We start from the raw sequence: 25,376 nt of genomic DNA on the forward strand, positions 1-25,376 counted from the left end.
GTCGCCGGCGCGCCGTGAGCCGTGTAGCTCATCGCGTTCGAAGTGCTCGATGTACCGCCCGCATAATAAATCGTGGCGTCTTTTTTCACACCGGCTATCCGGCCTGCTGAGTCGTATTCGGTCACCACTACCTTGTTCGAAGGGTATGTCTCGGAAGTCATCCCTCCAGCCAGGTTGTACTGATAACTCATCGAGTAATTCTGTCCATCAGTCGTCTGCGTCCCGGTCAACACCCGCCCCATCACATCGTAGCTCCCGTAGCTGTAGCTGGACACTGAAGAGCTGACCGACGTGAGCCTGCCTTTGCCGTTTTGACCCGCTCCCAGCGTGTCGTACACGTAGGTCACTCCTGGTGTCGTCCCACCCGGCGCCGGTCCCGAGTATGTTCGAGTTGTCACGCGGTTCAATCCGTCATACGCAAAGGTCGTTACCACGCTTCGTGCATCGGTCTTCGTCTGCAGGTTCCCGTTGTCGTCGTATGTGTAGTTGATCGTCCCACTCTCAGGATTCGTCGCTTGCTTCAATCTCGACAGCCCGTCGTAGACAAAGCTTCGGGATTGGCTCCCCTGCACTACCTGAGTCAGATTCCCGCGTGAGTCATATGTGTAATTAGTCGGTTGAACAGGAGCAGTCACCGTCCCGAGATTACCAGTGCTGTCGGGCTCGTCCACCCGTACCAGCCGCCCCGCGCCATCCACTATGCTCCGCCGTACCTTGCCCGCCTGGTCAGTCACGGTCGTTTCGTTCGCGTTGTAGCTCGTACTCATAACACCGGTCGAGGTTCCGGCCGGGTACCTCCCGCTGAACGTCTCAACCGTCACGACCCTTCCGATTTCATCTCTGGTAGTACGACTCCATCCGTCCGTGCTCGCCGCCTGAGCCCGCATTGGATTAGTAGCGATCGTGATGCGCCCCATCTGCTGATACACACTGTCGGCAAAGATCGTGTAGCTCGCGCCGTCCTCGCTCGATTCGGTCTTCACCACTCGCCCAAGCTGGTCAGACGACGTCCGGCTTTTGAGCAGCGCGTCGAAGGGATTGTTCAAGTCTGACCACACCTCGCCCTGCCGCGCGTTGTCGAAGTACCGACTAACGGTCCCGCGGCCCTGAGCGTCAGTCACAACGCCCGGCCTGTTGAACGGATCGACGCTTTCCAATAGCTGATTTGTATACACGCTCGAGGTGATCCTGCCATTCGGGTCCGTGACGCTGGTTGGGAGTCCAGTAGCGAAGTCGTAGGTGGTGCTCGTGGTCAGTTCATCGCCGGTGGCCTGATTGTTCGGGTCTACTACAACGCTGCTGGGCAGCGCCTGGGTTGCGTCGTAGAAGAATTGTGTGACGTTTAACTTGGGATCCGTGGTCGAAGTCAGGTTACCGGTTACCGCGTCGTATGCGTGAGTGGTCTGAATCCACTTCGTACCCTCCCAGTGCCTCTCCTTCGTCAGGTTCCCTTTGCTCGGCGGCGTGTTGTCGATCCCGTCGTAGTGAAACTCGCTCTGACTGGGCCCGACGGTAGTTAACTTGGGCGCGTTGAGAATGAAGGGCGTCACGGTCGTCAGATCGCGTTTAGCATAGACGTTGCCTGATGATAATGTCGTTGCGGGATTATAGTAGCTGGTTGTGACCGTGCGAAGTAGCGTCGCGCTCACCGGCACACCCGTCGGCACTCCCTGCGCATCTCTGCTCACCAATGATGGACTGAACCAGTCATAGTCGCTCTCGCTGGTCAGGCTGCCGTTGTAGTCATACTGGAAGGTCTTGGCTGACATCTTCAACGGCTGTGGAGGACTACTGTTATCGAGCAACGTCGTGTATTCTGCATCTACTACCGGATTGAAACCTGTCTGCCCGCCAGGGAAGGCGCCGTTCCCCCCGCTGAACTGCTTCAGACTCCAGTGCCGTTCCACAATCACCTTACCAGAACGGTTCGTTCTGTAGACCAATCCAGCCTGACCCGTTGGACCTCCGAAAGTCCCAATTAGACCAGGATCATGCGTATAGAATGTCTCGGTGGTAACCGACCCGTCGGGTGCAGTGACCGAGCCGCTCACTAAGCCGATTGAGTAACTCCACGGATCGGTAATCTGGTCATGATTCATTGTCTTCTGAGTAATCGTTTCTCTAGCTACTCGCGCGGGATCAAAAAACGGTTCATGGACTGCGTCGAGATCGTATGAGTAGTTCACGGTCGCGCCCAGCGGCATGACCATCTGGCTCAGCGAGCCCCATCCGTGTGAGGCCGACGTGATCGGCTGGTAGTTTGGTTGGCAGTCCAGCCTACGGCTCATACTAACGGTGTCCGTTGTGTCTGAGTTATAGCTGAAGATAAACTGCCGTGTAACCCCCGGCTCGGTCTGAGGCAGCACTATCGAGCGGACTACGACGATCTCCGTGTCAACTAAGCCCTCGGTCAAGCAGGGATCCCCGCGCTCATAGGTCATCCCCTGAACATGCGTAGTGCCGAAGTTGACATCAATGCCCACCCACCCGCCGCCGACGGTCTGATACTGCACCTGTGTCGTGTTCGTTGATGGGTTGTAACCGAATTTGATCTCCCGGCCGGTTAGGTTATCCACATAGTGAGTAACATTGTCTTCACTGGTGTATATGCTTATGCTGTTGCCATTGGTGTCAATAATCTGTTGAACGCCGTTGCGATGTTTAATGCGTGTGCCATCAGGCATAAAGACGTCCCACTTCGTAGGACTGCCGCCAATAGGAAAGGGCTGAATCTTCGCCCACAGGTAGCTCCCGTCCAACGAGTAGTATCTCAATGTGGCATCGACGCTATCGGCTCTCGGTGTGTCCTTGTAATACCCCCTGGCCCAGTCGCGGTTTCCGGTATAGCTTAAATAATCGGTCGGCCTCAATTCGTGTTTGGCGCCATCCGGCGTCGTCAGGATCATCTTCCATCGGTACTGGCTAAGCAGAGTAAACTCAGGATCAGGATAATCCGGTATGACTCCATTGTAGTCTTGCTCGGGAGTCTGCACGTCAATACGGTACGCACCTCCTACCGACCATCCAGCAACATCGCTCAGTTGAATAAAGTTTGTCGCATAGCCAGGAACCGGTGGATTCTCAGGGAATTCTTGCTGTGTCACATTCCACGACTTGCTGTTGTAGACAGCCCGCACTACCCACGAGAGCTTGCCTCCGGCAACCGGAGGGAGCGCCGCAAGCGGGATGGAAAGATTCACGTTTCCGTTTGTCAGGCTGATGTTCTCAATGTCTGACACTGAATATGAGCCAACGGGTCTTATGCCACGATCAGGTCTCGCCCCAGTCTGTGACAGCACCGTGGTGCCCAGACCTACAAAAAGGCTCATGATGATTGCGATACGTGCAGCCGCTCTCAGCAAGTGGCCTGACACTAAGTGACGGATGTGACGAGTCATCTTCATCTCTCCTCTCATTGCCCTGAGCCATGCGCGACGTTGGTGAGGCTAAGCTCCATTACAACCTGCCCGGCGCGAATCCACCTGATGCGAGTTGGCACACTTTCACCTCCACGTTCTACCCAGTCGGAGACTTCAGCTAAGATAGTGTCCGCTCCTTCGCGCGACACAACCTTGTCGATGAAGCCTGTTGAACTGTTAATGTAGTAGAGCCGCCACAGGCTCTGCGGTCTGGTTGGCGCGCCATCCTGCCGCTCGCCTATGCGCACCACGTCCCAAACAGGTCCGTCGTAGTCGTCCAAACTGCCAGCCTCCACAGGCCTGACTTGACGCGCAACGGTGTAATAGGCCGCCCCTCTGACCTGCGCCAGAACGAATTGATCAGGGCTATCGAGCGCAAGCCTCTCGATCAGCACCCGCTCGATTCCGGTAGCACCTCCGCCTGCCGACTTCGCTCCGTCTAACCGGTTCCAGGTGAGCGAAGCAGGTCCGCCGCCGAGTGCGATCTCCACTTGCTCTCCGTCGTCATTCTGCGTGCGAACGATGCGCACTGGAAGCTGCTGAACGCCGATGGTCAAGGTACCCACGAGGGTTGCGCGTTCGCGTCCGGGCTTTGTGAATCGCTGTCCGAGCCGGCGGCGCAGCTTGTCGGCTTCGGGTTGGAACGAGAGGCCGCTCTGTAGCTTTCCGCTCGGCTTTCCAACCCCCTGAACGAGCAACGATAGCGCTGACGGCTTCGTCACATTGACGCCGTTCGGCATAACGCGGTTGTAGGCGCGCACGGCAGCAACGAGCAGCACGCTGCCGATCAATACGGCAACAATCAACGCCAGCCAACGAGTGGGCGAACCGGCGATCTTCGTCAGTGCCAAGCTTCTTGCTGTGATCTTCTTCAATCGCACGTCTCTCATTGCTTCCTCCCTAGATTGAATCCCAGACCGCTTCAGATATGCCTCTATGCCTCGCTATTCAGGCGTTCCCTCGATCAAAACTACTGTAGGCTGAGCAGAACCAGAATCTCGCCGCCGCCTTTATCCAAAAGCTCGAGGGCCTTGCCGATCAGAGTGCCGGGGCGGTGAATTGCAGTCCCGCCAAGATCGAGCGGCTGTGAGCGCATCGCGACTCCTTCCTTGTCGCCTGTGACCAGCAAGTCTCCTACTCGAATTGCAACCCTAATCGGAGGGATCTTGACCGACCTGAGTCTCATCCTGGCCACTTGCATCAATTTCGTTTCGCGTTGAGAATTCTCGTTTCTCCGCGCGGCTAATCGACTAGATAGAGGGGGTTCTCTGCACATAGACCTTGAGAAACTTCAAGTAGGACGTTCCGTTCCAAAAGATCCTCGTCTCGAGATACCCGAAACACGGATTATCAAAATCAACGGAGAACCACTGCCATTGGTTGGGTGCAGTGAACTCATTACGCCGCACCTGCCGTTGCGCGAGAACGGTGGTGCCGAACGCCGTCACGACATCGAGAGTCACGACAAAATCAGCGCCGGCGTTGTTATCAATTGACAGAAGAAACCAGCCAGTGTGGTGTCCTTGTCCAAAACTGCCATCGTAAGGACCATATGACATCCAGCCGGCAGAATCCGCGACGGGGTTGGCGGACCAGGCGTCCCCTTCCTGGCGGCCCATCAGGTGGCCCAGGCTTGGGCTTGTCGCGTTCCACAGCTTCACGCTTGAGTAGCCCGCGCCGCAGCCGCTTGCGGGTGCTTTCTCAACATACAGTCGGCTGAACTTTATATTACTATTTCCTTGCCAGTAGATTCTGGCTTCCAGGTATCCGAAACATGGGTCGTCAAACTCAACGGAAAACCACTGCGATTGGTTGGGCCAGACAAAGTCGGTGCGCCGTACGTCCCGATGACCGAGAAGAATCGTGCCAAAGCCGGTCACTGCGTCCAGAGATGCAACGATATTACTGTCGGCCGTGACATTGTCGATCGACAGCAGGAACCAAGCCCTATGATGTCCTTGCCCAAAAGTAGTATCGTAGGGACCGTATGAGAGCCAGCCAGCCGGATCAACGCCGACATTGCCAGACCAAGCGCTCCCGTCGACATGCCCGGTTAGATGGCCAAGGCTCGGGCTAGATCCATTCCAAAACTTCAGACCGTAATAACCGTCGCCGCACCCTGACTCCTCCGTGGCCACGAGTCTGCCACCGGCATAGACGTATTCCTTTGACGGGTTGTTTGCATTGAGGCTTTGTATTGATACCGTCCCACCTTTCTTCCCCTTTTGCCTGAGCGAAGAATCGAATGCGCCAGAGTTAGCCAGCATAGTCAAGGCTGCAATCAAGCTCAGCACGAAGGCAACGGGAATGATGACTTGGGGCCTGACGCGCGTCAGTAAACCTGACCGCTTTTGCTGGCTGGTTTTCTTTCCTGACATCTTATCTCCTTCACACGAATGCGTTCTCGCTTAAACAACCTTAAGCCATTGATAGCTCGTCGTCGGTTGACCAAAACAGGGGCGCTGGCAGCCAGCTCTAGCGAGAACTAAGAATCACTCTGATTCGTGAAGATGCCCCAACCTCATTTGTTCGCTATTACTCATGGACGCGAATCGCGATTCCAATAATGCAACTTTTTTCCCGAGACGAGTTGCTTAACGGCTGTCGCAAACCCATCTCGCATTTTGTTTGATCACCTGCTGCGTTGAGCGGCCCGCTTGATCTTCCCGAACTCATTCTTGTACAACCGTTCAGCTTCGCTAGGATCAGGCTGGTATTCGAAGGCGAACTCAAGAAACCGAGTGATCGTCAGACTGGTCGCGTATATGCCTTCAGCGCCCTGCCCGATCGCGGCGATGATCGCCTCGATGATGCTGTCAATCGGCCTGCATTTTTCTTCGTCGGCTATTTGCTTGATGAGGCGCAGATTCAGTTCGCGACTCTTTGTTTTGTCTTTGACGATAGCCTTGACCGCTTCCCCAATGACCAACAAGCACAGCGCGGCGTCGTGAGCCTCACCGATTCGCAGGTTGAGAATCAGGTCCCGGATTGTGGTTTCAGGGACAACGTAGGGCTCAGAGTATTTCTCTTCTAACGATTCGCTTATTGCTCTTTTGCTTGGTTCTTTCATACTCATGGCCGTTCTCCGGCACAGAGGCGCGTTTAGGGCAGACAAATCCTAATGCACGCCGATGTGCGGTTGGGCAAGGTGGGTCATCATTCAGAGTGGCCGCCCACTCGTCAGTGGGTGTTTCTTCAGATTGTTGACAACTCACACTGCTGCCCGCCGAGGACTGCCCGCACTAACCCGCTTTCGATCCATAGCTCGATAGTCCTTTGTGAGACATCTCCCTTAACAGGCATTGATCGAGCCTGCCGCACGTGTAGCGGCACGAAGGCCGAACCTACTACGAACAGTGTCAACGGCCACGTCCGTCTGGCGCGCTTGGGCATACTTGATGCGTCTCCACGCCGCCGCCTCCACCACCCACACTGCCTGTTTGGAAACGCCCAGGATTGCCGCAACGTCTGGTCCTGAGCGCACCGCGCCGCCCTTGAGTCCCAGCCGCAACGCCATTACCTCCTGCTGGCGCGTAGTAAGCAAGTGCAGATGCGCGCGAACCAACTCTCTCGCCTCCTTCTTTCTTTCCTGGGCGGTCCGTCGGCTTTCCTGGGCAGCATGCCGTCTCGCCAGAACCCTCTCGTTCAGTGGCCTGCATATTCGACAGTGTACGATGCCTGCGGCGCTTGGCAGGCCGCACACAACGCATTGGCCGAGCGATCTGCGTTTTGCTGTACGCTCTTTAGCCCTCCTCCTGAGGTTCGCGAGGCATTTGACGCATTGAGTACGCTCCGCGACTGGCGGAGCTTTTCCGCACCCAACGCAAACCCCTGCGGCCTTACGCTGGAGGCGCTGCAGGCGTCGTCGCTCAATTCCCCTGGACATCACCCGATTCCAGTTGGCTGGGCTTTAGCGGTGTGTTCATAATCTCCCTGTGAGCTCCGCGTCTGCCTATCAATACTGTTACCTCATATCCGGCTCTCACCCACACCATTGCGAGCACCTCTGGTCTGGCTTACGGGACCTGCTTGTCGACAGCCCAAACTAAAGCATTTGGGTTAACAGGCTTGAGCAAAACTTCGTCGGCACCCGCTGCTTTTGCCTGATCGGTCACCTCGCCGTTGCCAGTTACCATCACTACAGCAGTCATCATTCGGTGCTCGAGCGACCTGATAAATCTGACGAGCTTTACTCCGTCTGTTCCGGGCACGTTGTAGCTGAGCAGAACCGCGTCATATGGCTCGCTTCCAGCCAGTCGCCCCATCGCGCAGTCTCGATCACCGCAGGTGGCGATAGTCCAGCCGCGTTGCTCGAAGATCTCCGCGAACAATCTTGCAAGCGTGACTGACCCGTCTATTATCAACATTGATTTCATAGGGCGAAGGGACTATTATGCGGGGAAAAAAAGAGAGGGAACGCCACGCGGTTCGGATTTCCTGGGTGTTAGTCCTCGCCGCGAGGCGTACCCTCTCTAGCCGCTAAAGGAGAAACGGTAATCTCTGGTGCGCGCGCTCGCAGCCCTGAGCGTGCGCACCAATTTCAGTTTCAGCCATCCTGTCGACCAGTTGACAACCTGCCTAACAACAGACAGCAAAGGCGATTCTCGAAGCTCGGTATTAAATCAGCCCGACGGCGAAGCCAACGCCACCGCAAGCGGGACAAATCCCCCACCGCCCGCGGCTCATTGATGAAGGGCTGCGGTAAATAGGACTCAACTGCCTTTTTCGAGAGATTGTAAGGGCTCGAACAAAATCACTAAGAGATCGAAAGTATCCCATGACACCTTGTCTAGTACAACAAGAAAAGCGTAGTAAATATTCCTATTTGCTACACGATCTTACGATTCGTTTGCGCGAGATGACTGTTGGGGGCGCGCTCTCTGTACTCGGAGGGTGCGAGATCAAAGTATCTTCTGAAGTGGCGCACAAAGTTGCTCCTATGGTCGTAGCCTACCTGCGCCATGATCTGCTTAATGCTCAGTAGACTGGTTACTAGAAGCTGACGGGCTGTTTCCATTTTGAGTCTTATTAGATATTCCCCAGGCGGGAGTTTGGTTTGGCACTTGAAAAGATAGGAAAGGTGAGACCGGGAAAGATTTGCTACGCCGGCCAATTCGGTTAAAGGAATACTTCGATGAAGATTGGTATTCATGAAGTCGATCACAATCTGGACTCTTCGATTGCGGATCGCGCTTTCGGGGACAACAAGCTGGGGAGGGTTCTTTCCTTTTAGCGATTCACCACTTGCTCTTTTGCTCACTTCTTTTATACTCATACACGCTCTCCGGCGCGCGAAGGTGTGCTAAGGCAGACAAATCCCGACACACCAACGTGCGTAAAAGGGGCAAGGTGGGTCGTCACCCCAAGTGGCGACCCGCTCCGCGCAATTATTGATCGATTAGATATTTGGTGATTGTTTTCAGAAGCGGGCGGGTGGCGCGCGAGGCCCGATGCAGAACAGCACCCGGTCAAGGATGCTTATTGCGGTGAGAGCAGTTATTGCTATTGCTGGAATCGGAATTATCGATCTTTGAAAAGAAGTTTTATCGCTCGCGAGCCAATTGAGGGCGAGTGCCGTCGACGTCTTGGTTTGGCGCTGCGGTCGAACTTGTGGTGAAGATTCAGCCTCAAGAGATTGATTGACGGCGACGATTGATGGAGTAGCAGCCGTGCGCTTCGCCTCAAGCTCTTGGCGAGTTTGAGCCCATTCTGGATATGCAGAAGCGAACGGATATGCGAGAGCGATTTTGCAAGCATCTTCTGCTTCAGCGATACGGCCCAATTCTCCGAAGTCAACCGCTAGTTCGTTTTGATAGAAGTAGAAGTAAAGCGGGTTCTGTCGACCTACGATCTGCACAAGCGGCCAGATGCTTTCGAGGAGGGCTAAGGCACCTTTATGATCTTCATTGAGGCTCTTGATAGTGGCGATTTCCAGACGCGCGAGCAGCGTAGTCTGCAAACCGTGTGCATTTCTGTCCGATGCCGCTCGCAGCGCTTCAAGCTGAAACCTCAATGCTTCATCAAGCTGACCTTTGTCGTGGAGATTTGTTCCCAGAGTCTGAATTGCCCGCGCCCGGTAAGCAATCGGCGCATTGTCGACAACCATTTCGAGCAAGGTCTCGGCCTCGTCTCGTTGGCCTCTTCGATTTATGGCGAGAGCGTGATAGTAAAGACCCACTTGCCGCGCTGCATCTATCGGCAGGTTCATCAGTACGCCGCTTATCTCTTTAAGCGCATCTGGATCACGCCGGCTATAGGCTTGCTCTGCAAAATGAATCAATGCATTGGTGAGGTTGAGAAATGCCTCTTGTGTATGGACGGTCTGAGCCAAACGGCTCGAAACAATATGCTGAATCAATCCACCATGGCTGACCACGATTTCTGAGTCAGTGAATCCGCTACTGGAGGAACAACCCGTGAGAAAACGACTTGTTATTGCGGCTGCCTGCATCTTAGCTCTTCCGCTTTTCTTTTCCCCTTCTCACAACGAGAAGCTGACCACCACAACTGCTTTTTCTACAGTTGCGTTGGCTGGCCACACAAGTGCCGGCAATTGGTGCGAATGCGGCGCTCCTGGCTGCATCTGCGACCCTGGCGAAGTTCGCGGCCAGAGTGTCACACCGGTGTCTGATCGGAATGGTCGATCTTTGAATCAAGGCACCACCTCGCCAAGTGCAGACCGGAATTCTCGGTTTGACTTCGGCTCAAGCGCGTTGATGCTCGCGCTTGCTTTCTTCCTGTGGACTAGATTGCGAGCCTAAACTTCCAGCGAGTTTTCAGTCCACGTTTAATGAGCTTTGCGTTGTCGCCACATCAAAGCACGGCGGCTAGGGGAATTTGCGTCTTTGTGGCGGCTCGCATTCTATAACAATTGCTTCCCGTTTTCACTCAAAAAGTGAAATCAGCTACAGGATTCTTTTTTTGCTCGAACGAAGCTTCTACTGGCGATCTGGATGGCGGCAGACATTTCACCCCCACTCTCCGCTCCGCCCTTACACGCTTTGCCACTTCCTCGCTTCAGTGCTATGGTCTTCCTGGCTCTCACGGCGGCCAGCGCTTTGATTCGATAGCCAACAACCAAATCGCGCACGCAGGAATCTAACCGCCCAACGTAGTTGAAAGGAACGCAAGTTCGTAGAGCCTTGGTAACTGTCACACAAAAACCTAAGACTCGGGTCATCCAGAGACAACAGCCGCGACCCAGCCTGATTCGCCGCATCTTTACACCGTTGCGGCTCGCTATCCTTGGCATCCTCGCCCTCATCCTCTTTTCCGGCTTCGCGTTTTTCTACTCCAAGTATGCGAGGATGATCGACGCGCGTTTTCGCGGCGACGTGCTCGTCCGGACGACCGGAATCTATGCTGCGCCGCGCACGATCCGCGTTTCGCAAGGGATGACGCTCGCTTCATTGAAGAGTTACCTGGACGGCATCGGCTACGTTGAGTCGACCAAGGAAGCCGATTCCAACCGCGGCCGGTATCTAGTCAAAGGCAACGTCATCGACGTTCGCACAAGCGCCGGCGCAATCATCAACGGCTCACGCCAGTTTCCCAACCTCAGCGTTTTGTTTGGCGCCAGCGGCAAGGGCGTCACCAAACTCACCGACATCGACACAAAGCGCAATCTCGATAGCTCGCTTCTGGAGCCCGAACTGGTCACCGCGATCTCGAACGAGAAGCAGCGGCAGAAACAAAAACTCGTCTCGTTCAAGGACCTGCCAAAGGACTACGTCAACGCGGTGGTCGCGATAGAAGATCGCCAGTTCTTCGAACACTCGGGGATCAACTTTCGAGGCATCATGCGCGCGGTTTGGCGGGACGCTAGCGAAGGGCAGCTTCAAGAGGGCGGCTCGTCGATCACTCAGCAGTTGGTCAAGAACTTCTTCCTTACGCCCGAGCGCACCTGGAAGCGCAAGACGCAGGAAATGATGATCGCGGTTGTGCTCGAAACCAAGCTGGACAAGGAGGGAATCTTTCAACTCTACGCGAACGAAGTTTATATGGGGCAGTCGGGCAGCTATTCGATCAACGGCGTCGGCGAAGCGGCTGCAGCTTATTTCAATAAAGACGTGGTCAATCTCAACCTTCCTGAATCCGCGTTCCTGGCCGGAATTATCCGGGGACCCAGCCTCTACTCGCCTTATCGCGATCCGGAGCGCGCAAAGGCGCGGCGCAATCAGGTTTTGGACTCGATGGTCGAAGCCGGCTTGCTCTTGCGCGACAAGGCCGAGCAAGCGAAAGCCACCGATCTGAAGATTCAGGCCAAGCGCAGCGCGCTCAACAGCGGCGCGCCATACTTCGTCGATTACCTTCAGCAGCAGTTGGTGGGCGAACTTCCAACACGCGACCTCGCCCGGCAATCGTATCGCGTCTACACCACCATCGATATGGATCTTCAGCGAGCCGCGGACAAAGCGGTGAATGACACGCTGGCCTCGCTCGATCCGATCTTTGCCAAGCGTAAGAAAAACCCTATACCTCCCGGCACGCTGCAAGCCGCGCTGGTAGCTTTGAACGCGAAGACCGGCGAGATCCTGGCGATGGTCGGCGGGCGGGATTACGGTCAGAGCCAGCTCAATCGCGCGGTTGATGCGAATCGCCAGCCTGGCTCTGTGTTCAAGCCCATTGTTTACGCTACAGCGCTCAACAGCCCCTACGACGATATGTCGGAAGAGAAGTTCACTGCGGGGTCGATGTTCATGGACGCGCCGGAGACGTTTCTGTACGGCCGCGGTCAGACCTACTCGCCCGAGAACTTCGGCAAGACATACTCAAACCGCGAGGTCTCTCTCCGCGAGGGGCTGGTGCACTCGCTCAACGTCGTTACTGTACGCGTCGCCGAGAAGGTTGGTTATTCAAAGATCGCGCGCATGGCTGAGAAGCTTGGGCTGCCACGGCCTCAGCCCTTCCCTGCCCTGGCGCTTGGCACCGCCGAAGCGACGCCGTTGCAGATAGCTTCGGCCTACACGGCGTTCGCAAACGGCGGGCAGCTTGCGGACTCGCGCCCGATCAAGCGGGTGACTAACTCGGACGGTGTCGGTCTGACTGAAATGAAATCGCAAACGCAGCAGGCTCTCAGACCCGAGGTCAGTTGGCTGATGACCAACATCATGCAAGACGTGTTAAACCGGGGCACCGCTGCGCGCGCGCGAGCGATGGGCTTCACCGAAAAAGCTGCAGCCGGAAAGACCGGCACATCTCGCGACGGTTGGTTTGCCGGTTACACTCCAAACATAGTCTGCGTGGTATGGGTAGGCTTCGACGATAACTCGGAGCTTGGACTCGAGGGGGCGAAGTCGGCTTTGCCCATTTGGGCTTCGTTTATGAAATCGGCTCTTGCGTTGAGGCCCGAGCTTGGCGGCGAGAGTTTTCCGGCGCCCCCTGACGGTATAGTCAGCGCTGAGATCGATCCCACCACGGGGCTGCTCGCAACAGATCAATGCCTCGCACGGCGCACCGAGTACTTCATCGAAGGCACCCAACCGCAGGAGTCGTGCGAAGCGCACACCGGCGAGCATCCCGAGCTGCCTGCGATCCCGGGCTTCGACTGGCCCGAGGGGCAGGATATCGAGGACAAGGCAAAGAAGCTGTTGCGCGATGTAGAGAAAGGGATCGACGAAGCCGGCCGCGAGATGAAGAAGCAGATCAAGAAAGCAACCGGCAAGCCCTAAGACCAACCCTAGTATTAAGAACGCCGAACCTAGAGACTGCTTTGCGAATCTTTGCGGCTTTGCGCGAACCAGCCAGATTTCCTCGAAACTGTAGCGCTTGCTTGACCCGGTGCAGGAAGACTCATACGATGGCGACGATCAAGGAACAGATGCAGGCGTGGTAGAATGACTACCACGTTAAAGGAGTAACAGTGTATGAGCCAAACGCTTGTCGAAACACCAGTCTCGCCGTCAGCTCAAGTCTTTGCCGTCCTACGATTGGCTCCCGCTATTGAGATGACAGATGATCAATTCTTCGCGCTTTGCCAGCTCAACCGCGACCTGCGCCTGGAGCGCACCGCGCAGGGCGACATCATCGTTATGCCCCCGACAGGATTTGAGACTGGTAATCGCAACACCTCGATCACCGGGCAACTCTACAACTGGACGAAGAAGGACGGCGCCGGTGTGGCGTGCGATTCCTCGACGGGATTCAAGTTGCCGAACGGAGCTGACCGCTCACCTGATGCGGCGTGGGTACTGCGCGAGCGGCTTGTCGGGTTCACGCCGGAACAGAAGCAGAAATTTTTGCCGCTGTGTCCTGATTTCGTAATTGAACTGCGCTCGCCCACCGTAATAAATAACCGCCCAATCGGTGCTTCACCACATTTGAGCTTGTGTTCTAGCGCGGCCTCTTCACTGCTGGTCGGTGTGGAATGTAACTCGCCGTAGCGTCTTCGAGAATCTGCGCTGCGACCTGCATAGGGGTCACCTGCCGCTCTTCGTCGCTCAGCAGGCGAGCAAGTTCTTTTAGTCGCTGCTCGGTCTCGGGCGCCATCGGCGCCTTCGGTCTCTTGACCCACTTCGGATAGGAGACGGTATCGATCTCGTGAGCAAGGGCGGCATTATTTGTCACGGTTCTCGCGTATCTTCTCGGCTATTTGGGTGGCGTTTTGCGGCGGTAAGATGTCTGCGCGCTGGCGTGTATAGTCGCCGCCTCCTTGCTCGTAGATCTGTAGAAAACGGATCAAGCCAGTCGGGCCGAGTTCCCGCGCTACGGCTTCCAATCCGATTACGCGAATCTGTTCTTGAGTGAGCTCCAGTATGTTCATACTATCAGATTCTCCCGCGCCCATTGTAGCGGATTGGCGACCCTCACATCGAGCTTTGTTGAGACCCGAGCGGCGCGTTTCATTAGTTTGTCGTCTGTGGTTAGAAAGACATCGGCGTCTCCACTTTCGGCGCACGCCAGATGCAAAGCATCAAAACCGGTGAAACCGAGTCGTTCGAGCTCGCCGGCGCGGGTAGTTTCGTTGGTGTCAACGATTACTTTTTTCCTGGCATGATCGGCCAATAGTTTTGCTTTGAGAGCGCGTTCAGCGTCTGGGTTTTGAGAAATTTCATAATCAACGACTTCGCTGGTGAGCCATTCGAATTGGCCATCCTCGATGCGGTCGAGAATCAGCTTTATCGCTTCGGCTTCAAGCCGGATGCGCGCTTGGGTTTGGTCATCAAACGGCCGCTGCAGACAGCACACATCCAAGTAGAGTTTGACCACCTGTTCGCTCATGCTGATTTCGCTTTCTGAATCCCTTCTTCGACAATTGCAATCTCATCTCGACTAAGGTCGTAAAGCTCATAGACCAAGTTGTCGATGTCGCGGCGACGGGGGTTGGTCAACGTGCGTCTCTGTCCTTTCCCCCGAATCACGCGACAACTGAAACTAGATGCCGGCTGCCGCCTCGAAAGCTTCTTACTGTCTCCGACAAGATAACTCCCATCGATCCCAGCAGCGTGTGGGTCAAGGAATAAGAGTTGGACGTTCATGGTAATGAGTCAGCTCGAAGAGTGTCAAACGAGGTGAACCTCAGTTGGAAAGGGCAAAGGATCAAGTGTAGACTAACCCACTGAAGGCCTAACCCGAAACATAGATTTGCCTGCCGTGACCATTCTCTGAGAGGTGGTGATTCTTGCCGAGAGTGAAAGATAACAATTCGCGCTCTTCTAGCAATTCAGCCGCGAACCTCGGATTCGAAGCGAAGCTCTGGCAAGCCGCCGACGCGCTGCGCAACAACATGGACGCGGCCGAGTACAAACACGTCGTTCTCGGGCTGATCTTCCTCAAGTACATCTCCGACGCGTTCGAAGCAAAGCACGCCGACCTCGAATCGCAGAAGGCACAAGGCGCGGACGCTGAAGACCCCGACGAGTACCGCGCAGTCAGCATCTTTTGGGTGCCGAAGGAGGCTCGCTGGTCGCACCTCAAAGCAAGCGCTCCGCAGCCGACCATCGGTACGATAGTGGATGACGCGATGAGCGCGATCGAGCGCGATAACCCGTCGCTCAAGGCAGTGTTGCCCAAGGATTTCGCGCGGCCCGGTCTCGACAAGCAGCGGCTCGGTCAACTCATCAACCTCGTCAGCGACATCGCGCTCGGGAGCGCCGCCGATCGAGCTAAGGACACGCTAGGTCGCGTCTACGAATACTTCCTCTCGCAATTCGCCAGCGCCGAGGGCAAGAAGGGCGGTCAGTTCTACACGCCGTCGAGCGTGGTGCGCGTGCTGGTCGAAATGCTCGCTCCCTACAAGGGCCGCGTGTACGATCCCTGCTGCGGCTCGGGCGGCATGTTCGTGAGCAGCGAGAAGTTCATCGAAGCGCACGGCGGCAAGCTCGGCGACATTTCCATCTACGGTCAGGAGTCGAACTACACTACCTGGCGTCTGGCGATGATGAACCTCGCCATCCGCGGCATCGACGCGCAAATCGGTCACGGCGACACCTTCCACAACGACCGGAATCCCGACCTGAAAGCCGACTACGTTCTTGCCAACCCGCCCTTCAACGACAGCGACTGGCGCGGCGAGTTGCTCAAGGACGACAAGCGCTGGGTCTACGGAAAGCCGCCCACCGCCAATGCGAACTTCGCTTGGGTGCAACATTTCATTCACCACCTCGCACCCACCGGGCTCGCGGGCTTTGTGCTCGCCAACGGCTCGATGTCCTCCAACCAGTCGGGCGAGGGCGAGATCCGCAAGGCGATCATTGAAGCGGACCTCGTGGACTGCATGGTGGCGCTGCCGGGCCAGCTCTTCTATTCGACGCAGATCCCAGTGTGTCTGTGGTTCTTCGCGCGCAACAAGAAGAACGGGCGCTTCCGCGACCGTCGAGGCGAGACGCTCTTCATCGACGCGCGGAAGATGGGCTCGATGGTGGATCGCGTCCACAGAGAGCTGACCGATGAGGACATTTTGAAGATCGCCGGCGCGTACCACGCCTGGCGCGGCGACAAGGACGCAGGTGAGTTCGCCGACGTGTCCGGCTTCTGCATGTCAGCGAAGCTTGAGGAGATCCGCAAGCACGGCCACGTGCTCACCCCTGGACGCTACGTTGGCACCGAGGCCGCCGAGGACGATGGCGAACCGTTTGAGGAGAAGATGCAGCGGCTCTCCGCAACGCTGCGAGAGCAGATGGCAGCAGCCGCGACGCTGGACGCCGCGATCGCTGCCAACCTGAAGGAGCTTGGGTATGACGAATGATTGGGAGAGTGTCGCGCTCGAGAGCCTGATTGAGCCGGGTCGCGGGATCTCCTATGGCATCGTCCAACCAGGTTCGCCGGTGTCTGGTGGTGTACCCATTGTGCGTGTCGGTGATGTGCGAAATGGACGCATCGCGACGTCCGACCCATTGCGAGTTGCGCCTGCTATCGAGGCCTCGTATTCTCGCACTCGCCTTTCGGGTGGCGAGTTGCTCCTTACGCTCGTCGGAACCGTTGGCGAAACTGCGGTGGTTCCTGAGTCTCTGAAAGGATGGAACACTGCGCGTGCTGTCGCAGTGATCCCGGTGCGCAAGGACGTCGGTGCTTACTGGGTGCAGATGGCTCTCCGCGCGCCTGGAGTCCGAGCAATCATCGACTCACGCCTCAACACGACAGTTCAGGCCACGCTGAACCTAGGCGACGTTGCACAACTACCAATCGTTTTACCGCCTCTTCGAGAACGCGAGGCCATCGCCCACATCCTCGGTACGCTGGACGACAAGATCGAGCTGAACAGACGGATGAACGAGACGTTGGAGGCGATGGCGCGGACGCTCTTCAAGTCGTGGTTCGTGGACTTCGACCCGGTTCGCGCCAAGGCGGAAGGCCGCGACCCATGCCTCCCCAAGCCCCTCGCCGACCTCTTCCCCGATTCCTTCGAGGACTCGGAGCTGGGGGAAATTCCAAACGGGTGGGAGGTAGGGACGCTCGCCGACGTTGCTGCTCTGAATCCCGAGAGCTGGTCGAAAGTCACTCGTCCAGCCACCATCAATTACGTCGATCTGTCAAACACGAAGTGGGGGCGAATCGAATCAGTCACGACTCACACGCGACAGGACGCGCCGAGTCGTGCTCAGCGTGTGCTGAGATCGGGCGACACTGTAGTTGGCACTGTTCGTCCTGGAAACGGCTCGTACGCTTTTGTCACTGAGGAGAGGCTCACGGGTAGCACTGGCTTCGCGGTATTGCGACCGCAGCGACACGAGTATCGCGAGTACGTGTATATCGCTGCGACGACAGCGGAGAACATTGAAGAGCTGGCTCACCTTGCAGACGGGGCCGCTTACCCAGCCGTTCGGCCAGAAGTCGTTGCAGCTACTGTGAGCATACAGCCGCCGGATTTCGTCCTCACGAGCTTCGCGAAGACAGCAGGTCCGCTACTCGCAAGGATCGCGGCGAGCGACCGTGAATCCCGCACCCTCGCCGCCCTTCGCGACACGCTATTGCCCAAGCTCATCTCCGGCGAGTTGCGAATCAAACCTAGGGGTCGCAATCCATGAAGATAGAATCCGTAAAGCTGCGAAACTTCAAACGCTTCACCGACCTCGTAATCCGTGACATACCTGAGACCGCGAAGCTTGTTGTCGTAGTTGGACCGAATGGCTGTGGAAAATCATCGCTGTTCGATGCATTTCTTCAGTGGTATCGTGCAGTTGCGGGATTCGGAGGCAACTCCGACGAGCCCTACTATCGCAAAGACATGCTCCAACCGTATCAATGGAACGAGTGCGTCACCTTGAAGTTGTATGGAAATGCGCAGCCGAAGAAAGGGTCGCTGTATGTTCGTTCTGCTTATCGCAATGATCCCGACTTCAATATTTCGGCGTTCAATCGCCCTGACGTACCTTCTGAAAGCGTTCGTATTGCCCGTGTCATCGACAATGATCAGACTGTTTCGCAAAACTATCAACGCCTCGTGTACGACACAATGTCCAGTTTATACGACCCCGCCAACGACGCAAAAACCGTTCAAGCTCTGCGCGAAGAGCTTATTGGCGAGGTCCGCGCGTCCATGCAACGTGTCTTCGGAGACCTGATGTTGAACAGCATTTCAGACCCTCTGGATTCGGGAGCTTTCTTTTTTGAGAAGGGGACTGCGAAATCGTATCACTACAAGAATCTCTCCGGTGGTGAAAAGGCGGCTTTCGATCTTTTGCTCGACCTACATGTCAAGAAGAAGTTCTTCCCCGATGCCGTTTATTGCATAGACGAGGTTGAAACTCACCTTCACACGCGACTTCAGGGTGTACTCCTAAAGGAACTGATCGACATCCTGCCCGAGGTCTCTCAACTATGGGTTACTACGCATTCCCTTGGCGTGCTCCGGAGAGCTCAAGAAATGGCGGCGTCCGATCCTGCATCCGTATGTGTGATTGATTTTGATGGCGTGGATCCCGATGTACCGCGCGAGTTGGTTCCAAGTAATCTAGGCAGGGTGAGTTGGGAAAAACTATTGTCTATCACGCTCGATGACCTATCAACACGTATCGCGCCGGCGACTATCGTAGTTTGCGAGGGCTCCTCGATCGGTAATCGCCGCAAGGATTTCGACGCCGAGATATATAACCGCATCCTAGGGACTCATTGTCCGGATGTTCTTTTCATCTCTGGAGGGTCCTCAAATCAGGTCCTGCCCGCTGGGGTCTCCGTGCGCGCAATGTTAAGCCGAATCCTGCCAGCTGCAAAGATTTGGTCGCTCGCGGACCGTGATGACAAATCGGATCAGGAAGTAGCCGAGCGAGAACGCGAGTTTATGATCACACTGTCACAGCGTAACTTAGAGTCATTTCTCTTCGCAGACGACGTGATTGAGGCTCTCGTTGCTCGTGAGGGAAAGCTCCCAGAATTGGAAGATGCCCACGCGATCAAACGGGAGGCGCTATCAAACAGCGCCGCCCGAGGGAACCCTCCTGACGATTTGAAATCGGCCGCCGGCGAAATCTATACAGGTCTCAAGAAGCTTCTAGGACTTCAGCGATGCGGAAACAACACTGACGCATTTATGCGCGATACGCTCGCTCCATTGATGACGCCAACAATGCCGTCATACCAAGAACTCAAAGCAACCATTATCGATCGTTTGCTATGAGCAACCTGAATGAATCCACCGTCGAAGAAGCCGCGCTCGCCTGGCTTGAGGGACTGGGCTACGCCGTGCTCCACGGTCCCGAGATCGCCGCGGGCATGGTGGGCGCCGAACGCAACGATCCCAACTACCGTGACGTCGTGCTTGAAGGCCGGTTGCGCCAGGCTCTCGTCCGCCTCAATCCCGACCTGCCCCCAGAGGCCATCGAAGACGCATTCCGCAAACTGACGCGCACCGATGCGCCGTCGCTCGTGGAACGCAATCGCGCAGTGCATCGCATGCTCGTGGATGGCGTGACCGTGGAGTATCGCCGGGCGGACGGTTCCATCGCGGGCGCGCAGGCGCGCGTGCTCGACTTCGATGAGCCCGACAACAACGACTGGCTCGCGGTCAACCAGTTCACCGTCGCCGAAGGGCAGCACACGCGCCGTCCCGATGTCGTGCTTTTCGTGAACGGCTTGCCGCTCGCGGTAATCGAACTCAAGAACCCGGCAGATGAGAACGCCACCGTCTGGAGCGCATACCACCAACTCCAGACCTACCAAGCACAGATCCCCGCACTCTTCGCTACTAACGCCGCGCTTGTAGTTTCTGACGGTGTGCAGGCGCGCATTGGCTCGCTCGGCGCGGGAAAGGAATGGTTCAAACCGTGGCGCACGATCACCGGACGCGAGGATGCCGCAGCCAAGATGGCCGAGTTGCAGGTCGTGTTGGAAGGCGTGTTCGAGAAGAGCCGGTTCCTCGATCTCGTGCGCCACTTCATCGTGTTCGAGGACGAGGGGGACGGGAAGCTCAACAAGAAAATGGCGGGCTACCACCAATTCCACGCGGTGAATGTTGCGGTCGAGGAGACGCTACGCGCAACTCGAACCGCAGCCAGTCAAGTGGTGGACCCGGCGGGACGATTTGAGGCCGGCGGTCAACCCGGCGGCGATCCCGGCGATCAGCGCGTTGGCGTAGTGTGGCACACGCAGGGCTCGGGCAAGAGTTTGACGATGGCCTTCTACGCGGGCCGCGTGATCCTTCACCCGAAGATGGAGAACCCGGCCATCGTTGTGCTCACCGACCGCAACGACCTCGACGATCAACTCTTCGGCACCTTCGCCCGTTGCAAGGATCTCTTGCGCCAGCCGCCGGTCCAGGCGGCGGATCGTGCGGACCTTCGGGAGAAGCTGAAGGTCGCATCCGGCGGCGTTGTGTTCACGACGATCCAGAAATTCTTCCCCGACGAGAAAGCTGATCGCCATCCGGTTCTTTCGGAGCGTCGGAACATCGTCGTCATCGCCGATGAGGCACACCGCAGCCAGTACGACTTCATTGACGGCTTCGCTCGGCACATGCGAGACGCGCTCCCCAACGCCTCGTTCATCGGTTTCACCGGCACGCCCATCGAGAAGACCGACGCCAACACGCGCGCGGTGTTTGGCGACTACATCAGCGTCTACGACATCCAGCGGGCGGTCATCGACGGGGCCACGGTTCCCATCTACTACGAGAGCCGTCTAGCCAAGCTGGAGCTGAAGGAATCCGAACGCCCGAAGATCGATCCCGAATTCGAGGAAGCGACCGAAGGAGAAGAGGTCGAGCGAAAGGAAAAGCTCAAGAGCCGCTGGGCTCAACTCGAGGCCGTGGTCGGGTCGGATAACCGGATCAAGTTAATCGCGCGCGACCTGGTGGAGCACTTTGAGAACCGCCTCGCGGTCATGGACGGCAAGGCGATGGTGGTGTGCATGAGCCGGCGCATCTGCGTCGAGCTGTATCGTGAGATCGCGGCGCTACGCCCGGAATGGCATGCCGACGATGACGACCACGGCGCGCTCAAGGTGGTGATGACGGGCTCGGCGTCCGATCCTCTCGACTGGCAGCCGCACATCCGCAACAAGCCGCGCCGCGAGGGGTTGGCGCAGCGATTTCGAGACCCGAATGACGGGTTCAAGATTGTCATCGTTCGCGACATGTGGCTCACCGGCTTCGACGCGCCGAGCTTGCACACGATGTACGTGGACAAGCCGATGCGCGGGCACGGTCTGATGCAGGCTATCGCGCGCGTGAACCGCGTCTTCAAAGACAAACCGGGCGGGCTGGTCGTGGATTACCTCGGACTCGCCGACGAGCTCAAGAAGGCGCTTGCGACTTACACGGAGAGCGGAGGCACCGGCAAGACGGCCCTTGATCAGGCCGAGGCCGTTGCTGTGATGCTTGAGAAGTATGAGATCTGCCGCGGTCTCTTCCACGGGTTCGACTGGTCGTTGTGGATCACGGGCAAGCCGCAGGACCGGCTGTCGCTATTGCCCGCAGCGCAAGAACACGTTCTCGCGTTGGAGGATGGAAAGGCGCGGTTGCTGCGCGCGGTAACGGACCTCTCGCAGGGCTTTGCGCTGGCCGTGCCGCACGAAGAAGCGATGCGCATCCGCGATGACGTGGGCTTCTTCCAAGCAGTGCGGGCAGTGCTGGCAAAGAGCACGCCCGGCGAGCACAAGACTGACGAGGAGCTAGATCACGCGATCCGGCAGATCATCTCGAAGGCGATGGTATCCGACGAAGTGGTGGACATCTTCGCTGCGGCGGGGCTGAAGAAGCCGGACATCTCGATCCTCTCCGACGAGTTCCTCGCCGAGGTGCGTAACATGCCACAGCGGAACCTCGCGATTGAATTATTGCGCAAGCTTCTCTCGGGCGAGATCAAGACGCGTTCGCGACGCAACATCGTGCAGGCGCGTTCTTTCGCGGAGTTGCTGGAGCAGTCTGTGCGGAAGTACCAGAACCGGGCGATCGAGGCGGCGCTGGTGATCGAGGAGATGATTGCGCTCGCGAAGCAGATGCGCGAGGCTAACGCCCGCGGCGAGGCGCTGAACTTGAGCGAAGACGAGCTTGCCTTCTACGACGCGCTGGAGGTCAACGACAGCGCGGTCAAGGTGCTTGGCGAGCCGACGCTGGTCAAGATCGCTCGCGAGCTGGTTGAAACGGTGAAGAGAAACGTCACCATCGACTGGACCGTGCGTGAGAACGTGCGAGCCCAACTGCGGGTCATCGTGAAGCGTATCTTGCGCAAATATGGCTACCCGCCCGACAAACAGGAGAAGGCTACTCAGACGGTGCTCGAACAAGCGGAAGTGCTCTCAGAGTTGTGGGCAGTCGCGTAGATGAAGGCCTGAGTCGGGCTGATTTCAGCATATAGAACCGGTCTTTAGGTTTCGTGGCAAACAAACGACCGCCTCGATGTATTTTCCTGTGCGATTCAGCCTCTACAGGAGCGGGTAAACAATCTTAGATCCTCCTTTGGGCGCGCCGAAACTCGCGCCTTTCTTTCTATCGAGTTTGACCTCTGAATCAGCCGCGCTTAGAATGTTCACGCCGGAAACCCGGCGAACTCATTCCTTAAACATCGTTTCGCGCGTCGCGCGCCAACAGGAGGCGATATGATCAAAGACATCGAGCGAATCCTCGGCAGTGAAGCCGAATCCCTGCTGTCCTACCAATGCAAGACCGTGCCCAAAGAGATGCTGCACTTGCCAGGGCCCGACTTCATAGACCGTGTCATGGTGTTGACCGATCGCCGGCCTCAGGTGCTGCGCAACCTCGGAGCGATGTTTAATCACGGACGACTCTCGGGTACCGGCTACCTGTCTATCCTGCCCGTCGATCAGGGCATCGAGCATTCAGGTGGAGGTTCGTTCGCTCCTAACCCTGAGTACTTCGATCCAGCGAATATCGTCAAGCTTGCAATCGAAGGCGGCTGCAACGCCGTTGCTACAACGCTCGGCGTGCTCGGCTCGGTGTCGCGCAAGTACGCTCATAAGATCCCGTTCATCCTCAAGTTCAATCACAACGAGTTTCTTTCTTACCCCAACACCTATGACCAGATAGTCTTTGGGTCTATCGATCAAGCATATGAACAGGGCTGCGCCGGAGTTGGCGCGACGATTTACTTCGGCTCCGAGGAATCCAAGCGGCAGCTTCAGGAAGTCACCAAAGCGTTCGCGCGAGCGCACGAGCTTGGTATGTTCACCGTCTTGTGGTGCTACCTGCGAAACGCTGCGTTTAAGACCAAGGAGGTCGACTATCATGGAGCCGCCGATTTGACCGGACAGGCCAATCACCTCGGCGTCACTATTGAAGCCGACATCATCAAACAGAAGCTTCCCGAGAACAACGGCGGCTACAACGCGCTCAACTTCGGCAAGACTCACAAGAAGGTCTACTCGGAGTTGTCCTCGGATCATCCGATCGACCTGACTCGCTACCAGGTTTTGAACTGCTACATGGGCCGCGCGGGTCTGATCAACTCAGGCGGCGCGTCGGGTGAGAACGACATTCAGCAAGCCGTTAAGACCGCGGTGATCAACAAGCGGGCAGGCGGCACGGGATTGATCTCGGGGCGCAAAGCCTTTCAGAAGCCGATGCCGGATGGCGTCAAGATTCTCAATGCGATTCAGGACGTTTATCTCGCCAAAGAGGTAACCGTCGCGTAAACCTGGGCAGGCACGGATGCCTGCGCTCCCAGGGCCGTCGCGTAGACCTGGGCGGGCAGCGATGCCTGCGCTCCCAGGGCGGCGACGGAGGTCTATGACCCTGCGCCGGCGCGAACGGCATCTCGGTAAGCGAGAGAGGCCACGGGGACCATTACCACGATGTCCGATGAAATCGAAAAAAAGAAAGTAACCATTGAAACCCTGAAGCAAGGGCTCGCCAACCTCCGCTATCGAGTGTCTGACTTTCAGGACAGCATCGGCGAGTACCTGGCGGCGGTGGACGAACTGTGGCGAGAGGCCAAGTCGCACCTCGCTTCAGTCGAAGCGCGTCTGGCGGGAATGGAAGTTCAGCTCGAGACCATGCCGTTCGACCCAGAATGGCAGCTCGATAAGCTGGACGAGATGTTGAAAGACCTGGACGAGGTTGGCCAGGATCTCGACAAGATGCGCCGGCGCTTCAACCAGTTCGCCCAGGGAACAATGGAGAGAATCAATTAAGCTGCCCTGCGCGCCAACCGGTCACTTCACCTCTTTGATGTTGGTCGGCTTGGCGAATAACTTGTCGGGCAAGCTAACGTTGAAGGTGACGGTGTCGAAGCTTACGTGCGCGTTCTGCTTGCCGTTGCGATAGAAATCCTGGAGTGTTGGAAACTTTATCCCGCCGAAGTCGACCCATCGGTAGTAGCGCACCTCATTGTTGACCGACCCCTCTTCACCGACCGTCTTGTACTCGATCATGAGCGGAAGCTTCGCGCGCGGATCGAAGTGCAACGTCGCCGCGCCTCCATCGGCGAAGTCAACGCGCACCGCTTCGGAAAAAGTATTGCGCCACGCTTCACGGCGGCCCAGATAAACCAGCTTTACGCCCGACTGCTGCGATGCCGTTCTCAACAAGTTGTCGATGTCATAGCGCGCGCTTTGCTGGAATTGTTTTATCTGTTCTTCCTTCTGATCTCGAATCATCTTTTGTTTGGCCTCGTACACCCAGTTCGCGATTTCAGAATTGGTCTGAACGAACTTCTCATCGCCTTTGCCAAACTCAGTGCGCTCCCGGCCCGGATAAGCAACGTAGTCGACAAAGCTCAACGGATCGCCGGACACGCCCTTCTCGAAAGGCGTGAATTGGCCGCGACTCTCGACGGTGCGAATCTTCAAATAGGCGTCGCCGCCTCGGGCGGCGACCGCTTCGCGCACCAGAGCGGCCGCCCTCGCCGGATCGTTTTCGTCTGGTTCCTGCGCGGAAACGAACGCCGGAACAATCACCGCCGTTATGAGCAGCGTGAGGGCAAGCAGTATTGCTGATCTCGACAAGATACCTCCGAACTTCGCTCAGGTTAACCAGGTCAATTGTATCTCAGAGCGCGAGGCCGGCGCATGAAGAAGAGCGGCGCAGGTTCCGGCTGCGCCGCTCTCGATGACTCGATCACGTTCAAT

20 protein-coding genes are annotated in these 25,376 nt (G+C 56.9%); 8 read left to right on the forward strand and 12 right to left on the reverse strand.

From position 1 onward, the window contains the following. From AABO57_19300 to AABO57_19340, 9 genes are all read right to left on the reverse strand, one after another. Positions 1 to 3,398 (reverse strand): hypothetical protein (locus AABO57_19300; protein ID MEK6287871.1); only part of this gene is annotated, 3,398 nt, incomplete at its 3' end. Between the two features lie 14 nt (positions 3,399 to 3,412). Further along, on the reverse strand, positions 3,413 to 4,309 hold the full coding sequence (locus AABO57_19305) for a hypothetical protein (protein ID MEK6287872.1): 897 nt from the start codon (positions 4,307 to 4,309) through the stop codon (positions 3,413 to 3,415). Positions 4,310 to 4,389: 80 nt separating this feature from the next. Further along, positions 4,390 to 4,605, reverse strand: coding sequence for a hypothetical protein (locus tag AABO57_19310; protein MEK6287873.1), 216 nt, complete (start codon positions 4,603 to 4,605; stop codon positions 4,390 to 4,392). Between the two features lie 64 nt (positions 4,606 to 4,669). Then, entirely contained in the window at positions 4,670 to 5,797 is a 1,128-nt protein-coding gene (locus tag AABO57_19315) for a hypothetical protein (protein MEK6287874.1), read from the reverse strand. A gap of 254 nt (positions 5,798 to 6,051) precedes the next feature. Then, positions 6,052 to 6,495 carry a hypothetical protein gene (locus AABO57_19320; protein ID MEK6287875.1) on the reverse strand — a complete coding sequence of 148 codons (444 nt, stop codon included), beginning with the start codon at positions 6,493 to 6,495 and terminating at the stop codon, positions 6,052 to 6,054. Between the two features lie 216 nt (positions 6,496 to 6,711). Next, positions 6,712 to 6,984, reverse strand: a complete 273-nt coding sequence (locus AABO57_19325) for a hypothetical protein (protein MEK6287876.1) — start codon at positions 6,982 to 6,984, stop codon at positions 6,712 to 6,714. Between the two features lie 451 nt (positions 6,985 to 7,435). Then, positions 7,436 to 7,795, reverse strand: a complete 360-nt coding sequence (locus AABO57_19330) for a response regulator (protein ID MEK6287877.1) — start codon at positions 7,793 to 7,795, stop codon at positions 7,436 to 7,438. A gap of 452 nt (positions 7,796 to 8,247) precedes the next feature. Then, positions 8,248 to 8,694 (reverse strand): AraC family transcriptional regulator, encoded by a 447-nt coding sequence (locus AABO57_19335; protein MEK6287878.1) that lies wholly within the window; start codon positions 8,692 to 8,694, stop codon positions 8,248 to 8,250. Positions 8,695 to 8,838: 144 nt separating this feature from the next. After that, positions 8,839 to 9,870 carry a hypothetical protein gene (locus tag AABO57_19340; protein MEK6287879.1) on the reverse strand — a complete coding sequence of 344 codons (1,032 nt, stop codon included), beginning with the start codon at positions 9,868 to 9,870 and terminating at the stop codon, positions 8,839 to 8,841. 856 nt (positions 9,871 to 10,726) lie between these two features. Here AABO57_19340 and AABO57_19345 point away from each other — a divergent pair. Together AABO57_19345 and AABO57_19350 are read left to right on the forward strand one after the other, a co-directional pair. Beyond that, positions 10,727 to 13,090, forward strand: a complete 2,364-nt coding sequence (locus tag AABO57_19345; GenBank protein ID MEK6287880.1) for a PBP1A family penicillin-binding protein — start codon at positions 10,727 to 10,729, stop codon at positions 13,088 to 13,090. Between the two features lie 195 nt (positions 13,091 to 13,285). Beyond that, on the forward strand, positions 13,286 to 13,801 hold the full coding sequence (locus AABO57_19350) for a Uma2 family endonuclease (protein MEK6287881.1): 516 nt from the start codon (positions 13,286 to 13,288) through the stop codon (positions 13,799 to 13,801). A 173-nt stretch (positions 13,802 to 13,974) separates the two neighbouring features. On the opposite strand, the gene AABO57_19355 is transcribed toward AABO57_19350, so the two are convergent. Both AABO57_19355 and AABO57_19360 read right to left on the reverse strand, forming a co-directional pair. Then, on the reverse strand, positions 13,975 to 14,181 hold the full coding sequence (locus AABO57_19355) for a hypothetical protein (GenBank protein ID MEK6287882.1): 207 nt from the start codon (positions 14,179 to 14,181) through the stop codon (positions 13,975 to 13,977). Continuing rightward, positions 14,178 to 14,639: a PIN domain-containing protein gene (locus tag AABO57_19360; GenBank protein MEK6287883.1), complete on the reverse strand. Its 462-nt coding sequence runs from the start codon at positions 14,637 to 14,639 to the stop codon at positions 14,178 to 14,180. Before AABO57_19360 ends, AABO57_19355 begins: the two co-directional genes overlap by 4 nt. A gap of 400 nt (positions 14,640 to 15,039) precedes the next feature. Between AABO57_19360 and AABO57_19365 the strand changes: the two genes are divergently transcribed. The 6 genes from AABO57_19365 (at position 15,040) to AABO57_19390 (ending at position 24,440) form a co-directional block, all read left to right on the forward strand. Continuing rightward, positions 15,040 to 16,605: a class I SAM-dependent DNA methyltransferase gene (locus AABO57_19365; GenBank protein ID MEK6287884.1), complete on the forward strand. Its 1,566-nt coding sequence runs from the start codon at positions 15,040 to 15,042 to the stop codon at positions 16,603 to 16,605. Then, positions 16,595 to 17,884, forward strand: a complete 1,290-nt coding sequence (locus AABO57_19370; GenBank protein ID MEK6287885.1) for a restriction endonuclease subunit S — start codon at positions 16,595 to 16,597, stop codon at positions 17,882 to 17,884. Before AABO57_19365 ends, AABO57_19370 begins: the two co-directional genes overlap by 11 nt. Before the next feature lie 236 nt (positions 17,885 to 18,120). Then, positions 18,121 to 19,473 carry an AAA family ATPase gene (locus AABO57_19375; protein MEK6287886.1) on the forward strand — a complete coding sequence of 451 codons (1,353 nt, stop codon included), beginning with the start codon at positions 18,121 to 18,123 and terminating at the stop codon, positions 19,471 to 19,473. After that, entirely contained in the window at positions 19,470 to 22,613 is a 3,144-nt protein-coding gene (locus tag AABO57_19380) for a type I restriction endonuclease subunit R (protein MEK6287887.1), read from the forward strand. Before AABO57_19375 ends, AABO57_19380 begins: the two co-directional genes overlap by 4 nt. 276 nt (positions 22,614 to 22,889) lie before the next feature. Then, positions 22,890 to 23,942, forward strand: a complete 1,053-nt coding sequence (locus tag AABO57_19385) for a class I fructose-bisphosphate aldolase (GenBank protein ID MEK6287888.1) — start codon at positions 22,890 to 22,892, stop codon at positions 23,940 to 23,942. A 159-nt stretch (positions 23,943 to 24,101) separates the two neighbouring features. Further along, entirely contained in the window at positions 24,102 to 24,440 is a 339-nt protein-coding gene (locus AABO57_19390; GenBank protein ID MEK6287889.1) for a hypothetical protein, read from the forward strand. A 21-nt stretch (positions 24,441 to 24,461) separates the two neighbouring features. Here AABO57_19390 and AABO57_19395 read toward each other — a convergent pair whose 3' ends face one another. Further along, entirely contained in the window at positions 24,462 to 25,253 is a 792-nt protein-coding gene (locus tag AABO57_19395; protein MEK6287890.1) for a hypothetical protein, read from the reverse strand. Between the last annotated feature and the right edge of the window lie 123 nt (positions 25,254 to 25,376).

This window comes from Acidobacteriota bacterium, from assembly GCA_038040445.1.
Classification (GTDB): domain Bacteria; phylum Acidobacteriota; class Blastocatellia; order UBA7656; family UBA7656; genus Onstottus_A; species Onstottus_A frigus.